Annotated in this window: 13 protein-coding genes; 8 read left to right on the top strand and 5 right to left on the bottom strand. The window is 34.0% G+C overall.

What is annotated here, in order from left to right; all coding sequences use genetic code 11:
• A partial coding sequence (locus P8M54_RS12220) for a cobalamin-dependent protein (RefSeq protein WP_300288175.1) occupies window positions 1-1,092 on the bottom strand: 1,092 nt, incomplete at its 3' end.
• A 217-nt stretch (window positions 1,093-1,309) separates the two neighbouring features.
• Here P8M54_RS12220 and P8M54_RS12215 point away from each other — a divergent pair.
• Both P8M54_RS12215 and P8M54_RS12210 read left to right on the top strand, forming a co-directional pair.
• On the top strand, window positions 1,310-2,566 hold the full coding sequence (locus tag P8M54_RS12215; protein WP_300288173.1) for a hypothetical protein: 1,257 nt from the start codon (window positions 1,310-1,312) through the stop codon (window positions 2,564-2,566).
• 241 nt (window positions 2,567-2,807) lie between these two features.
• Window positions 2,808-3,515, top strand: a complete 708-nt coding sequence (locus P8M54_RS12210) for a DUF4197 domain-containing protein (RefSeq protein ID WP_300288171.1) — start codon at window positions 2,808-2,810, stop codon at window positions 3,513-3,515.
• A 251-nt stretch (window positions 3,516-3,766) separates the two neighbouring features.
• Here P8M54_RS12210 and P8M54_RS12205 read toward each other — a convergent pair whose 3' ends face one another.
• Window positions 3,767-4,570, bottom strand: a complete 804-nt coding sequence (locus P8M54_RS12205) for an alpha/beta hydrolase (protein WP_300288169.1) — start codon at window positions 4,568-4,570, stop codon at window positions 3,767-3,769.
• Between the two features lie 285 nt (window positions 4,571-4,855).
• Here P8M54_RS12205 and P8M54_RS12200 point away from each other — a divergent pair, with 285 nt between their 5' ends.
• From P8M54_RS12200 to P8M54_RS12185, 4 genes are all read left to right on the top strand, one after another.
• Window positions 4,856-6,061: a DUF4856 domain-containing protein gene (locus P8M54_RS12200; RefSeq protein ID WP_300288167.1), complete on the top strand. Its 1,206-nt coding sequence runs from the start codon at window positions 4,856-4,858 to the stop codon at window positions 6,059-6,061.
• Window positions 6,062-6,122: 61 nt separating this feature from the next.
• A complete protein-coding gene (locus P8M54_RS12195; protein WP_300288165.1) occupies window positions 6,123-7,241 on the top strand; it encodes an imelysin family protein in 1,119 nt (372 codons plus the stop codon).
• A 3-nt stretch (window positions 7,242-7,244) separates the two neighbouring features.
• Window positions 7,245-8,612: an HTTM domain-containing protein gene (locus P8M54_RS12190; protein WP_300288163.1), complete on the top strand. Its 1,368-nt coding sequence runs from the start codon at window positions 7,245-7,247 to the stop codon at window positions 8,610-8,612.
• Complete coding sequence (locus P8M54_RS12185) at window positions 8,590-11,028, top strand: TonB-dependent receptor (RefSeq protein ID WP_300288177.1); 2,439 nt, start codon at window positions 8,590-8,592, stop codon at window positions 11,026-11,028. The genes P8M54_RS12190 and P8M54_RS12185 overlap by 23 nt, the downstream gene beginning before the upstream one ends.
• 121 nt (window positions 11,029-11,149) lie before the next feature.
• Here P8M54_RS12185 and P8M54_RS12180 read toward each other — a convergent pair whose 3' ends face one another.
• Complete coding sequence (locus tag P8M54_RS12180; RefSeq protein ID WP_300288161.1) at window positions 11,150-11,953, bottom strand: helical backbone metal receptor; 804 nt, start codon at window positions 11,951-11,953, stop codon at window positions 11,150-11,152.
• Between the two features lie 201 nt (window positions 11,954-12,154).
• The gene (gene pyrF, locus P8M54_RS12175) at window positions 12,155-12,982 is read right to left on the bottom strand and encodes an orotidine-5'-phosphate decarboxylase (RefSeq protein WP_300288158.1); all 828 of its coding nucleotides are present in this window, start codon (window positions 12,980-12,982) and stop codon (window positions 12,155-12,157) included.
• 468 nt (window positions 12,983-13,450) lie between these two features.
• Here pyrF and P8M54_RS12170 point away from each other — a divergent pair, with 468 nt between their 5' ends.
• Together P8M54_RS12170 and P8M54_RS12165 are read left to right on the top strand one after the other, a co-directional pair.
• A complete protein-coding gene (locus P8M54_RS12170; RefSeq protein WP_300288156.1) occupies window positions 13,451-14,554 on the top strand; it encodes an AI-2E family transporter in 1,104 nt (367 codons plus the stop codon).
• Between the two features lie 38 nt (window positions 14,555-14,592).
• Window positions 14,593-15,441 carry a mechanosensitive ion channel domain-containing protein gene (locus tag P8M54_RS12165; protein WP_300288154.1) on the top strand — a complete coding sequence of 283 codons (849 nt, stop codon included), beginning with the start codon at window positions 14,593-14,595 and terminating at the stop codon, window positions 15,439-15,441.
• Window positions 15,442-15,578: 137 nt separating this feature from the next.
• On the opposite strand, the gene P8M54_RS12160 is transcribed toward P8M54_RS12165, so the two are convergent.
• Window positions 15,579-16,076: peptide chain release factor-like protein (locus P8M54_RS12160; RefSeq protein ID WP_300288152.1), on the bottom strand; the 498-nt coding region annotated here is incomplete at its 5' end.

The following is a 16,076-nucleotide window of genomic DNA, read 5'->3' as shown; positions in this document are numbered from 1 at the left end:
ATTGCGTTGGTATTGTTTTTTTACATCGCGAATCGCATCTAGTGCACCGCGTTTGTCAAATTTATTAAGTGCTACTAAATCAGCAAAATCAAGCATGTCGATTTTTTCTAATTGTGTTGCTGCACCAAATTCTGGCGTCATTACATATAGTGAAACATCAGAGTGATCCATAATCTCTGTATCAGACTGCCCAATTCCAGAAGTTTCTAAAATGATAATATCGTACTTTGCTGCTTTGATAACTTGAATCGCATCGGCAACATATTTTGACAAAGCCAAATTAGATTGACGAGTCGCTAACGAACGCATATAAACACGAGGGTTATTAATTGCATTCATACGGATTCTATCTCCTAATAAAGCACCACCTGTTTTACGTTTTGATGGATCTACAGATATTAAACCGATTGTTTTTTCAGGGAAATCAATTAAAAAACGACGTACTAGCTCATCAACAAGTGACGATTTTCCAGCACCACCAGTTCCTGTAATTCCTAAAACTGGAGTTTTGCAGTTTTCATTTATTTTTAAAATAGCGTCTAATGCAGGTTTCGCTACCTCAGGAAAATTCTCAGCCGCCGATATAATTCGAGCTATTGCAGTAGGATTTTTAGAGGCCAATTGCGCTACTTCATTCGTAAGTTTATCACCTGTAGGAAAATCTGATTGCTGAACTAAATCGTTAATCATTCCTTGCAATCCCATAGAACGTCCATCATCAGGAGCATAAATTCTAGTAATTCCGTACTCGTGTAATTCGGCAATTTCAGAGGGTAAAATTACACCACCTCCTCCACCGAAGATTTTTATATGCCCTGCTCCTTTTTCTTTTAGCAAGTCATACATGTATTTAAAATACTCATTATGACCACCTTGATACGAAGTCATTGCAATTGCATTGGCGTCTTCTTGGATTGCAGTATTCACTACTTCTTCAACACTGCGGTCGTGACCTAAGTGAATGACCTCAACTCCAGTGGATTGAATAATACGTCTCATTATATTTATCGCTGCATCGTGGCCATCAAATAATGAGGCTGCAGTTACTATTCTTACTTTATTCTTAGGAATATACGGTGTTTGTGGATTCATTTTGAGAATATGATAATTTTAAGCGTGCAATTTACAAAAATTTTTAATCATTGTTTCTCCATATTAACTTTTATACACACAAAAAAAGACTTTAAAATAGCACAACTAAAATAAAAACTAAGCACTTGATTATCAATAGCTAAAGAGTAACTACATCCAATATCAGCAAAAACCCGACATAAAATCTTATATTTGTTCCTAATTGAAACCAAAAAACATGAAACAAATTACCTTGTTATTACTATTATCAGCACTCTCAGGAAGTATTTACGCCCAAAAGGCAGACACTGAAAAAAAGAAGTTAAAAGTAATCATACCAAAATCTGAATTTTTTCAAAAACTAAAAACATACGATATTATAATCCAAGGAGACGACACTTGGAACACAGAATATGCAGACAAAAAGAAACATACTTACGAAAAAAATCTAGTCAAAAACACGATTGAAGATTACTCTAAAAAAGACACAATTAATCCCGATGTTAGAGTGTTAATGGGCTACAAAGGTGCTACTTATAAGAAATCAAGTAATGGACAATTTGTATTAGATGGAGACTTTAAGTACTTAGTCTTAGATAAAAACAACCAAATACTCCTTGAAAAAGGAACGAATGCCATCATGTATTCACCAACCTATAATGGAAAACCTTACACTAGTTTAGTAAATGACCTAAATAACATTGGTTACAAGTATTTGACTGACAATAACATAATCACATCTGAAAAAGAACTTGTTATTAATTATGGTTTTTTTGACAAAGCGGAAGATTTCCCCGAGTTAATAGAGTTCAATACTAAAACAGATGAATTCTTGAAAAAGATAGAGGCTAATTCACTAACTGCAGACTATTTAAGCGGTTTAGAAAAATTCTTTTTAACTTACGAAAATAAAGAATACAAAAAGATAAAAACAAAAGATTACAACAAAGTGATTTATCTTAACTTGTCACTAACGCAATTATTTTTAACAAAGCTTGACAAGGCTTCAGAGTATCTTGAAACAGCCAAACAAGGCACTGGTATGTTCAGCATTTGGCCAATAGACACAAAAGCTAATATTGACGGTTTAGTGGTAGTTAACGCAAAAGCAGAAGGTGCAAAAGTGCAAAATCTTAGTTTTGATTCGGCATACTATATCTATATTAACGGAAGTGCCACACAAAATGGTAAAACACAATCGGGTAAGTTAAAGGTAGATCGTTTTGCAAATTTAGCTGAAGGTAACATCCTTAAATCGGATGACCCAACGAAACCAAAAGTATGGATAAACAATGCAAATGGCGAAGTTGATTTTATTTTGGTCGATGATAAAACAACGATAAAAACTGCTGATGGCTTGGAATTAAGTTATATTTCCTATCTAAACAATTTAATTTTAGTGGAAAAAGCTGGGGAGAACTGCTATAAAAAGTATGAATCTAACTCTAACTTAATTTACTGTAACCAAGGCGGGAAAATTGAAATAAAAAAATAGATCAAACGATAATATCTGCACAAACTTGAGGGATTCTTTTTTGAAAGAATCCCTTTTTCTATAGTTTTTTTTCCCTTGTAAGCAATTCTACATTGTAAAAAAAAGGAACCTAAATGATCTACCATAAAAATACAACCCAAGTGCAGTGAAACCCAAAATACACCTTCCCGGAAAGTAAATAAAAAAACAGACCACATCTACCCTTAAAAACAGTATTTTTGAAAGAAATAAAAACTATACTATGAAAAAATTATTGATATTAGTTGCTGTATTTACGCTTTCTAGCTGTGCTGAACTACAACAAATAGCGAATCAATACCCAACTTTAGGCACTGTAGGTGGCCTTGATATTGCGGCAGGATTAAAGGAAGCATTGAATAACGGAATTTCGAAACAAGTATCTAAATTAACTGCAACAGATGGTTTCTATAGAAACGAAGCCGTAAAAATCCTTCTGCCCGAGGAATTGCGAAAAGTTGATGCAGGTTTAAGAAGTATTGGTCTCAGTTCCCTTGCAGATGAAGGACTGAAAGCATTGAATCGCGCTGCCGAAGATGCCGTAAAAGAGGCAACGCCAATATTTGTAGGAGCTGTAAAAAACATGACCTTCACTGATGCTAAAACCATTTTGTTAGGAAGTAACATCGCTGCTACAAATTATTTACAAAATAGTACCTCTACTGCTTTATATGCCAAATTTAACCCTGTCATCAAAAACTCATTTAGTAAAGTGGGAGCAGATGTGGTTTGGACCAACATCATAACGAAGTACAACAGTATTCCTTTGGTTCGCAAAGTAAACCCAGATTTAAATGATTATGTAACTAATCAGGCATTGATAGGCGTTTTTAAAATGATTGCTGTAGAGGAACAAAATATTAGAACGAATATTGCTGCAAGAACCTCTCCATTATTACTTTCGGTTTTTGCCATGCAAGACAAAAAGTAGTCTCTTTCATTTTACAAAAGGAAACTGGTAGGAGTTTTTAGACTTCTACTGCTCATTTATAATGAAGGCTGATTTTGTGTCAGTTACTAAAAAAGCACTAAAAAAAGTAGGAGATAAAAAGTTAACGTATTGACAACAAACTAATAACACAATATTAACAGCTACCTACACCTAATTGAATGATCTTTGTAGAGTAATAAACTGGTTATTTATTATTTGGTTTTGGTTAGTTAAAGAATTGCCGACATTTTTTAAAATGTCGGCATTTTTTGTGGTACCAATTGCATAAATAATAAGACTGCAGTATTAAAAACCGCCGCTTGCTCCACGTTAACTACATGTCCACAATTTTCTATAACGTATAATTTAGAGGACTTAAAATGACTAGCTACAACAGCTTTAACTGATGGCAAGAACATATAATCCTCATTACCCATTACATATAAAGTAGGGATATTTAACTCGACTTGTCTAAACCACTTCAAAACTGGATTAATTTGAGCAGTTAATCTAAACCATTTAATAAATTCTTTTTGACACAATTGTTTCGCCTCATTTATAAAAAGCAATCTCGATTGCTTGTGATTTTCTCTTGGCATTATAATAAAAGCAAAGAGTTTGTACAAAATCAAATACGGCATCACATACTTAAATAAATTCCCCACTCGCATTAAAATCTGAGATCGAAAATTCATCTTTAAAATAGCACCACCTAAAATCATACTTTGCACGCGACTAGGATACATTTCGGCTAATTGCCTAATTAAGATTGTTCCTAATGAAATACCCACAAAATGCGAGGACTTAATTTTTAAAAAATCTAAAACTTCTAAAATATCATTGGCCAAATCAGGAAAACTATACCGCTGCTTAAATCTAGTTTTCAGGATAGATTGTGATTTACCATGACCGCGCAGGTCAAGTAGCAAAACATTGTACTGCTTTTGAAAATCCCGAATTTGTTTGAACCAAATAGAAGAACTTCCCCCTGCGCCATGCACAAAAGTTACCCACTGCGTACTATTATCGTTCCTATAAAGAGTGTAATTAATCACGTGATTTTTTTTGTAAAAATAGTATAATATTTCTAATTGATACAATAGAAGAAGACTTCCGCTTTAAGAAACGCTATCCTAGTGCCACAAATAACAATTACCTTTTGAATTCGATAGGATAAAGCTACTTTAAGACCAAAAACTGCAATTATAATCCTTCTCAAACAACACCAAATTAATTACTTAAAAATTATTTAGAAATAATCTAAATAAAATTTTGTAAATCTAAAATTGGATACTACATTTGCAGAAAATTATTCTTATTCAATCTAAATAACAACTAAAATGATTCTAAAAAAGGTACTATTATCAACGCTAGCGATCACAACTTTAACACTTGGCTCATGCTCAAATGATGACGCACTAACTCAAAACCCAACTTATACTATTCCTACCAGTTATACTTTCGAAAGAAACAGCAAAACTACAGTAGACTTTTCAGGCCAAACAAGTCGTTTGCTAATGCTTGAGGAAATGGGTAATTATATTAAAACGGCAGCAACTAATGGCACGGCAGCCAATTTGACTGTATTGACAAATATGTATTCTAATACTAATAATGCTTTCGCAGATGCTACCCTTAATACATCGGGTAAACAACTGAAAGATAAAACAGCCGCTTCAAAGGATTACTTTCAATTGTTTCTAGGTGGTGGAACAACAACTGAAAAAGTAGCAGTTCAGGCGTTTTTTGAATCACAATTGACGGCATCTAATTCTGCTAGCTTAGGAGCAACAGCTTCAGCAGGTGTAGCCGGTGTTTATCTTGACGGCACAAGTAAAAGACTTTTTTCAAGTAATGGTTTAGAGCCACAACAAGTGCTATTAAAAGGGATGATGGGAGCTTGTTTTATGGACCAAATTGTAAACAACTATCTAAGTAAAAATAAACTAGATGAGGGTACAAGTAAAATAAACAATAGCAATAAAATTGTAGAAGAAAGTAAGATCTACACAACCATGGAACATACTTGGGATGAAGCTTACGGATATGTTTATGGCGTAGATGGCACAAAATTCTGGAGTAGTTACATCGATCAAGTAAATGCAGATGTGGACTTTAATACCGTAAAAGCTGATATTAATTTGGCTTTCCGTACCGGTAGAGCAGCAATTGTAAATAATGATTATGACAAACGCGACGCACAAATTGATATTATCAAAGCTAAATTAGCCTTTGTGCCTGCAGTAAGAGCGGTATACTACCTTCAAGAAGGAAAAGGCAAGCTGACAACTGATAAAGGCGCAAAAGCATTCCATGCTCTTTCTGAAGCGTACGGATTTATAATGACCTTGAGATATACTAACAAACCCGGAACTAATAGCCCGTATTTCACAAAAGCAGAGGTAGATACAATGCTTGCATCCATGACAAGCGGTACTAATGGATTATGGGATATCGATACCTTAGGAGCAAAACTAGACAGTTTATCACTGCAAATAGCAACAAAATTTGGTTTCACTGTGGCTCAAGCTGCTACAGTAAATTAATTTAGAATAAATATAGATAAGAACCAATGGTTTTGTACTTTTGCAACAAATTTTTAAAAAAATGAAGAAATTAATCCTACTTTTTACCGCAGTAATGGCTATCGTAGCTTGTTCATCCAATGACAGTAGCGAGACTAGTATTGACGGAAATAATTACAACAAAACACTACTTTTAACCAATTGGGCTGATAACATTATTATTCCTAGCTATGTTAATTACCAAGCTAAACTAGAAGTAATGGCTTCAAATACCGCAAGTTTTAATAGTGCCCCAACAACTGCAAACCTACAAACGTTGCGCTCTTCTTGGGTTGAAGCTTACAAAGCGTATCAATATGTTGCCTTATTTGGTTTTGGTAAAGCTGACGAAATTTTTTTAAAACAAAGTGCTAATACCTACCCAACAAGTGCAGTAGGAATTGAGTCGAACATTTCGTCCTCTTCTTATAATCTTACTTTACTTTCTCAGTTTGATAAGCAAGGATTTCCGGCAATCGATTACCTAATTAATGGTTTAAACACAACAGATGCTGGAATTGTAACCTACTACACTGTTAATGCTAACGCGGTGAATTACAAGAAATATTTAACTGACGTCGTTGCTCGTTTAAAAACAACTGCTGAAACTGTTTTAAATGATTGGAACAATGGATATAGAGTCGCATATATCAATAATAATGGTACTTCTGTTAGTAGCTCTGTAAACATCACAACCAACAATTTTGTCAAAAATTTAGAAAAAAACATTCGCTCTGGAAAACTTGGAATTCCAGCGGGTCTTTTCTCAGGCGGAGTTAAATACCCTGAAAAAGTAGAGGCTTATTATAAAAATGATATTTCAAAGGAATTACTAAATACCGCTATTAAAGCATCCCAAGACTTTTTTAACGGACAACATTTTAACAAAACAACTACTGGCGAGGGTTTAAAATCCTATCTCGATGATCGCAAAGTGATTAGAAATGGTAGCAATTTAAGTACGATAATCAACAACCAATTCAGCACTGTTTTAGAAACAAATGCAACTTTAAATAATAGTTTTTCTACTCAAGTGATTAGTGATAATGCTAAAATGATTCTAGCATACGATGCTTTACAGCAAAATGTAATTTACACTAAACTTGATATGATGCAAGCCTTAAACATTACTATTGATTATGTTGATAGCGATGGTGATTAAGTTATGACTACAGCAATAAAAAAATATCTGAATACCTATTCACATGCGTCGACGCTAGCTTTTTACAGGCTAGCGTTTGGTTTAATGATGCTCTTTAGCCTAGTTCGCTTTGCAAGTTATGGATGGATCAAAAAATTCTATATTGATCCCGTCTTTCACTTTACCTATTACGGTTTTAGTTGGGTTACTCCTTTTGGAAATTATACGTATTTACTTTTTATTATAGCAGCTGTCGCATCTTTTATGGTAGCTATTGGCTATAAATACAAATGGGCTATACTAACCTTTTTTTTGTCCTTCACCTACATTGAATTAATGGACAAGACGACATACTTGAACCACTATTATTTCATTACCGTAATCAGCCTTATCCTACTATTTTTACCAGCTAACTGCTATTTTTCTGTAGATGCATATCAAAATAACGAAAAGCGTTTTGAAAAAATCCCAAGATGGAATACTGATATCCTAAAACTAATACTAGCTATCGTTTATATTTATGCAGGTCTAGCAAAATTAAATTCGGACTGGCTAATTGATGCGATACCACTCAAAATTTGGCTTCCTAACAGTTCTAATCTTCCTTTAATTGGTGCACTTCTAAATGAAAATTGGGTGCATTATGCTTTTAGCTGGACTGGCGCTATTTACGACCTTGGAATTGTGTTTTTACTGCTTAATAAAAGAACGCGCTTATTTGGCTTCGCTTTGGTAGTAATATTTCATATACTAACGAGAATCTTATTCCCAATTGGTGTGTTTCCTTATGTTATGATTATTAGTTCACTCCTATTCTTTGATGCTACTTTTCATCAAAAAGTACTTTCAATAGTAGGAAAAATAGTTACAATACCAATTGTATTATTCGAAAATGGAAAGGAGAAGCGACCAGAATCTACTTTTCTTTACAGAGGGAAAATGTTGTTTATTAGCAGTTTTATTTTATTCCAATTGCTATTTCCATTTCGCTATTTATTATATCCAAACGAACTGTTTTGGACCGAAGAAGGATTCCGATTCTCATGGCGTGTAATGCTAATGGAAAAAGCAGGATATGCGACATTTAAGGTAAAAGATACTCTTTCAAATAAAGAAATAATCGTGAACAACAGTCAGTTTTTAACTCCCTTTCAAGAAAAACAAATGGCTTTCCAACCGGATTTCATCTTGGAATACGCCCATTATCTTCATACCCACTATAAGGCTCAAGGTCTACAAAATCCTGAAGTTTATGTTGAAAGTTATGTTGCGCTTAATGGACGATTAAGCCAAAAATATATTGACCCAAAAATAAATTTAGCAAACGAAAATGAAAATTTTGAACACAAAAATTGGATACTGCCCTTCAATGATACGATTAAAGGATTTTAGTTTATTATTGCTTTTATTATTATCTGTAGTTACGTATTCTCAAAATAAGATTGTAGGTACGATAACCGATACCAATGCTAAACCCTTAGCCGGAGTAGAGGTATTTAATACAACCGTAAATAACAAAGTCTTTACGAATGCAACGGGCTACTTCGAAATGAATTCAACTAAAACTGGTAGTTTTGATTTTGTTTTTTTTAAAGAAGGCTACGCTATTGTAGAGCAAAATAGCATCACTACCGGAAGCACGGTAACAATTGCTTTGGCTAAAATAAATAATTTGACTGAAGTAGTTATTAAAAAACAAAATAACAAATTGTTTGCACTTCGCAAACTAAAAGACATTGAAGGCACCGCTATTTATGCAGGTAAAAAGACCGAAGTTATCGATGTTAGCAAATTGATAGCAAATACAGCGACCAATAATACAAGACAAATTTTTGCCCAAGTGGTAGGCCTTACGATCAACGAAAGTTCCGATGGAGGTTTACAGCTAAGCATAGGTGGCCGCGGATTAGACCCAAACCGTACCTCCAACTTTAATACACGTCAAAACGGTTATGATATTAGTGCTGATGTTTTAGGGTATCCTGAAAGTTATTATGCTACTCCTACTGAAGCACTAGAGGAAATCCAAATCATTCGTGGTGCCGCCTCCCTGCAATACGGAACCCAGTTTGGAGGATTAGTAAATTTTAAACTAAAAACGCCAACCGAAAAACCTTTTGAACTGGTTACAAGAAATACAGTAGGCTCCTATGGGTTGTACACTAATTTTACCTCAGTAAGTGGTACTAACGAAAAATTTAGCTATTACAGTTTCTTTAATTACAAAAAAGGAAACGGTTTTAGACCCAACTCTGATTTTGAAAGCAAGAATTACTTTGCCAATCTTAATTATAAGTTCAACGACAAAACTTCATTACATTTTGATTATACTTATTTTAATTATTTGGCACAACAAGCAGGTGGACTAACAGATGCAATGTTCAACCAAAATCCCAGACAAAGTAATCGAACACGGAATTGGTTCGCTGTAGATTGGAATCTAATTGCGTTAAAATTAGAGCATAAATTTACGAACGACGCTGATTTCTCTTTGCAATTATTTGGTTTAAATGCCAGCAGAAAATCGGTTGGATATCGTTCTAATCGTGTTTCAAACCCTGATACTGACGGTACCGTACGTGATTTAATCGTAGGTGATTTTGTAAACTGGGGCGCCGAGGCTCGTTACTTAAAACGCTATTCGATTAATGATAATCGCTCTGCTTTTTTGATTGGAGCTAAATACTATCAATCGAATAACACGGGATTACAAGGACCAGGTAGCTCTGGCAGCGATGCTAATTTTAATGTAGCCAATGCTGAATTTCCTTTTTATGGAAATCAATCCAATTATACCTTTCCTAATTTAAATATTGCAGTATTTGGTGAGAACATATTCAAACTTTCTTCTAACTTCTCCATAACACCTGGTTTTAGATTTGAAAAAATTAGAACTCAAGCAAAAGGATTTTATCGAAAAATAAACCAAGACTTAGCTGGAAATGTAATTCTTGACGAAAGGGTTGACGAAAGCAATACTAAAGATAGAAATTTTGTACTTCTCGGTATAGGTTTAAGCTACAAGCCTCAAAACCAAATTGAATTGTACGGAAACGTATCTCAAAATTACCGTTCTGTTACCTTTAATGATATTCGCACAGTGAGTCCGAGTAGTGTGATAGACCCCAATATTTCCGATGAAAAAGGATACACTTCTGATATTGGAATTCGTGGACAATTGGGCAACAAAATTACTTTTGATGCAAGTATTTATGGCCTCTACTACAATGATAAAATAGGAGAATACGAAACAAGAAACCCCAATGGATCAGCCGCTGTGGTTCGCTACCGTTCTAATATTGGTACGGCAGTAACCTATGGCTTTGAAACGATGTTCGATTGGAGTATTAGCAAGACGTTCTTTGGGACGAACGAGAATTTTATTTGGAGTGCGTTTACGAACACTGCCATTACCGATTCCAAGTACCTCAAATCAGATGCGCCAAATATAGAAGGAAATAAAGTGGAATTCGTTCCTTTACTGAATATAAAAACCGGAACCGCTATTGGCTACAAAAACTTCTTGACAAGTTTGCAATTTACCTATGTATCATCACAATTTACCGAGGCCAATAATAGTAAGACGGATAAAAACGACAACACCTACGGAATCTTTGGAGAGATACCCGCCTATTATGTTGCTGATTTCTCCGCCTCATACAAATGGAAAAAATGGAAGTTAGAAGCAGGAGTTACTAATTTCACAAACAATAGCTATTTCACACGAAGAGCGACCGGTTATCCGGGACCAGGAATCATTCCATCAGATGCTAGAAGTTTTTATACGACTTTGGAATTTGTGTTTTAAATAAATAAACAACTGATAAATTTCAAAACCATTTAAAAATTAAGATTCACTTCTTAATTTTTAAATGGTTTTTTTGATAGTGATAAAAGGGAGCATTCTCACTTTGAAGAAAACAAAACGATCAGCCCATTTTTTGATGTAGCATTTTAAAGTAATCAAAAGCCTTTAGGAGCCGGCTGCCGTACCATGAGAACATTTCTCCATCGACGATAATCATTTGGGCATTATCCGTATAATTACTAATCTCGTAGCCATCCTCCTTTTTAAATGGGAACGGTTCAGAAGAAAGTAAAACAAAATCAGGATCACCTTCTTCCACTATATTTTCGATAGCAACTTCAGGATAACGTCCTTTGGTATCGTATATGTTTTTAAAATGATTTAGTTTCAATAACTCATTTATAAAATTATCCGAACCTGCTACCATGTAGGGATTTTTCCAAATAAAATAAGCAACTTTTTTAACTGGAATCGCGGCGATACATTTTTTGAAATCGCTCAAGGCAAAAGCCAATTTATCATTCCACTTTCGAGCTTCGGTGCGGGCGTTAAACAATTGCCCGAAATCGGTAATCATTTGGAAATTATCCTCAATTGTTTTAATATCGGTTATCCATACCGGACAAATTTCTCGCAATCGTTCCACCATTTCAAGCGTATTCTCCTCTTTATTACAAATGATTATATCCGGTTGCAAGGCTTTTATCTTACGATAATTCACTTTTTTAGTACCGCCTACACTAGTTTTGGTTGATTTTAAATGATACGGATGCACACAAAATTTGGTGATACCCACGATTCTCGCCTCCAAACCCAAATCAGAGAGCAACTCCGTTTGTGATGGCACAAGCGAGATGATTCGCTGCGGCGAAGTTTCAAAATTGTGAGCGGTCCCGAATTGATCAGTGAAAGAAATTTGTTTCAAGTTTATGGTTTAAAGTTCAACCGCAAAGGTCGGAAGGTTTTACTCAAAGTACACAACGTTTTTATGTTTAAAGTTTAAAAACCTTTTTATAAGCTTTATAAAACTTAATCTCTTAATGGTAAAAAAGTTTGAACCATTTAGACTTTAAGAAAAATCAAGAGTTTTACTGTTCCAAATAGGTAATAGACAATTCCAAAAACTTTAAACCTGAAACTTTAAACTTACTATTCCTTCCATTTCTTGCTGCATTTTCATTGCCTCAGCTCTTGCTTTTTCGGCAAAATCAAGTTCGTTTGAGGCATAGATAATCCCTCTCGAAGAATTAATTAGTAATCCTATCGAATCATTCATCCCGTATTTGCACACTTCTGAAAGACTTCCGCCCTGCGCGCCGACTCCTGGTACTAGCAAGAAACTATCAGGGACAATTTTACGAACTTCGGTAAAATATTCGGCTTTGGTAGCGCCAACCACATACATTAGGTTTTCGCTGTTTTTCCACGATTTAGAAGTCTCTAAAACCTGCTTGTACAATTCCTTACCATCTACTAAAAGTGTTTGAAAATCAAATGCACCTTCATTAGAGGTCAACGCCAACATAATAGTGTGCTTATTTTCAAACGCTAAAAAAGGTTCGACAGAGTCTTTCCCCATATACGGAGCAACAGTTACACTATCAAAATTTAAATCTTCAAAAAAGGCCTTAGCATACATGGAGGAAGTGTTACCAATATCCCCCCGTTTGGCGTCGGCAATAGTAAAAATTTCGGGATAGTTCTCATTGATGTAGTTGATCGTTTTTTGTAATGCCATCCAACCTTTAATACCGTAAGCTTCAAAAAAAGCGATATTGGGTTTATACGAAACACAAAGATCATGAGTCGCATCAATAATAGCTTTATTGAATTCAAAAATAGGATCTTCAAGAGCTAGAAGGAATTTTGGAATTTTATTTAAATCGACATCTAAGCCTATACATAGAAATGATTTTTTTTCTTGAATTTGCTTGTAAAGTTGTTGCGTAGTCATGTTTTATGAAATCTAACGCCAAATTTACGAACTAGAATCTAATTAACTTAGGATTTTATAAAAATCATAAGAAATTCAATAATAATTTTGCTATCACACTTTATTACCTTTGTTACAACTACGGTAAAAAAATATAAAAATTATCAAAGCAATATTAGATGAACTATTAAAAAACCAACTTAAACATATGATTTTAGAATAACCAAAACTTCTCTATGTAACACATCATCAGTAGCAAGCGCGAGTAGGAAATTAAAAAGACACAACTGCTTTCAAAACAATTTAAATATACTGAAAGAAGTGAGTTTAAGTAGTAATCACTACTTGTCTAACTAATTGGTTTAAATGATAAAATTTAATAACTTGAAAATCAAAATTAGCACTACAGCCTCTCAAGGACGAGTTAAAATTTTCTAACTGTCAATATTTTATTAGTAACTTGCTGGTAGTTTATAAAAAACAAAAAATATGGTTTCACTACATACTAAAAAACACATCGTTAACGACTTACTAGCCTTCACCTTAATTGTTTTTATTTCTTATATTTTAAAAGACTTTTTGATTCCAATATTATTCGCCATTTTATTGAGTGTAATGATTTACCCAATAGTTCGTTTTTTTGAAGCTAGATTGTATTTCAACAGAATATTTTCAATCACTATTGATATACTTATTTTCACAGCCATCATTTTTTTTGTTTTCACCTTAATTGGGATTCAATTTCAAAATATACTTGATAAAAGTGATATGTATTATGAAAACATAACAGAGAAATTTCAAGTGTTAATTACGCAAACTGAAAACTACACCGGAATAAAAAGTGAAGAAATTGTAGGTAGCGGTCAGATTGAAGTAAAAAAAATTGTAAAAGAAAACTCTAATAATATTTTTGCTTTTTTAACGCGATCTGGAAGCATTTTGAGTGATTTTATATTGACACCGTTGTACATGTTTTTTTTCTTGTTATATCGAAGTTTTCTAATAAGTTTTTTACATAAAGCAACGACCAATAATAGGCAGAGTACACGAGTTGTATTGAGTCAATTATATGACGTCCAGCAAAACTACTTACTGGGATTAGGAAGCGTAATGATTATGGTAGGTTTATTAAATAGTATTGGATTATTAATTTTAGGAATTGACTATCCTTTTTTCTTTGGCTTTTTATGTGCTTTACTACTATTGGTTCCTTATATAGGGATAATAATTGGTTCGCTTTTACCAGCGGCAGTAGCCCTAGCTACAAAAGATTCCTATTGGTATGCCGTGGGAGTAGTCGCAGTTTTTGGATTTATACAATTTATAGAAGGTAATTTTATAACTCCTAAAATTACCGGCTCAAAAGTTTCTTTAAATTCATTTGCTTCAATACTAGCTATCATTTTATTTTCGATGTTATGGGGATTTCCAGGAATGATCTTAGCTTTACCTATAACAGCATCATTGAAGGTGCTTTTTGATCACACAGAAAAATTTAGGCCTATCGGATTTATTTTAGGAGAGGCTGATGACAAATATTTTTCCAACAGTGCTAAAAAACGTTTAAAGGCATGGAAGCAAATTCGAAGTTAAAAATAAAATTAGATTAGAAAACCTTAGATACAATAAATATGAATTCAGAAATAGATGTTTTTTATGAAGCAATAAATCAAAGTTGGACCAGTTTCATAAGACACTTACCCAATGTGATTTTTTCAGTAGTGGTACTTCTACTAGGACTATTAATTATTAAAATGATTAATAAATATGCTAAAAAGTTTGTCATTTCTAAATCAAATGATCCACTAATCGCTGACTTTATTTTAAGTATCATTTCCCTACTTCTCACCATTGCTTTATTTGTAATTTGCTTAGGTCTTATAGGTTTTGACGATGTGACTAATAAAATCTTGGCAGGTGCCGGCTTAACAACATTTATTATAGGATTTGCATTAAAAGATATAGGCGAAAATTTCTTAGCAGGAATATTAATGGCATTTCAAAGACCATTCCGGATTGGTGATTTAATTCAAATTGATAGCATTAAAGGGCGAGTAATTGAAATGAATTTACGTTCCACCACAATCAAAACTCTGGACGGAATTGATGCCTATATTCCTAATGCATCCATTCTTAAAAACAACCTTGAGAATTTTACAATTGATGAACTCATGAGAAGTCAATTCATTGTTAGTATTTCACATGATGAAAAAATAGACGAAGCATTCGTACTCATAAATGCACTTCTTGAAGAAAACGAATTTGTTTTAAAGATTCCCAGTCACAAGACAATAGCTGAAAAAATTGAAAATGATGTAGTAAGTATAGGCGTATATTTTTGGTATCGAACTGATGAAATAAAAGCTCCAGGAGATAAATTAAAATCAGATTTACAATTAAACATATACAAAGCTCTGAAAACAGAAGGATTTAATTTGCCTACGAACGTTGTTTCAATTGAGCGTATTGATATTAAATAAAGAAATTTGTTATCGGTCTGTACTAATTTTCCACATTCAAGTTCAAATGCATAATTATACTTGATTTTTCTTTCCATAAAAATGCCCCCAAATAGTGCCTAACTTTTTGGGGGCATTGCATAAATGATGCTTGTTTATTAGAAAACTTCGCTAGCTTCCTTTAATTTTTCCATGTTGTTAACCAACTGTAGCTCGTCAACAATTTTTTGAATATCTCCGTTCATAATGTTTCCTAGATCGTACAAAGTCAACCCAACACGGTGATCCGTCACACGTCCTTGAGCGTAGTTGTAGGTTCTAATCTTGGCCGAACGGTCACCTGAACTCACCTGCGATGTACGCTTAGTAGCGTCTTCAGCTTCTTTCTTCGCTAATTCTTGTTCGTATAAACGAGAACGCAAAACGCCCATCGCCTTATCTTTGTTTTTATGTTGTGATTTTTGATCCTGACATTGCGCCACTAATCCCGTAGGAATGTGCGTCAAACGTACAGCCGACTTGGTTGTGTTTACCGATTGTCCTCCCGGTCCTGACGAACAAAAGAAATCCACACGTACATCGTTCATATCAATTTGTACGTCAAATTCCTCAGCCTCTGGTAAAACCATCACGGTCGCTGCAGATGTATGCACACG

The sequence above is a fragment of the Flavobacterium sp. genome (assembly GCF_029242675.1).
GTDB lineage: Bacteria > Bacteroidota > Bacteroidia > Flavobacteriales > Flavobacteriaceae > Flavobacterium.
The sequence above is the reverse complement of the archived record's forward strand: the minus strand, read 5'-3'. Positions and strand labels throughout refer to the sequence as shown.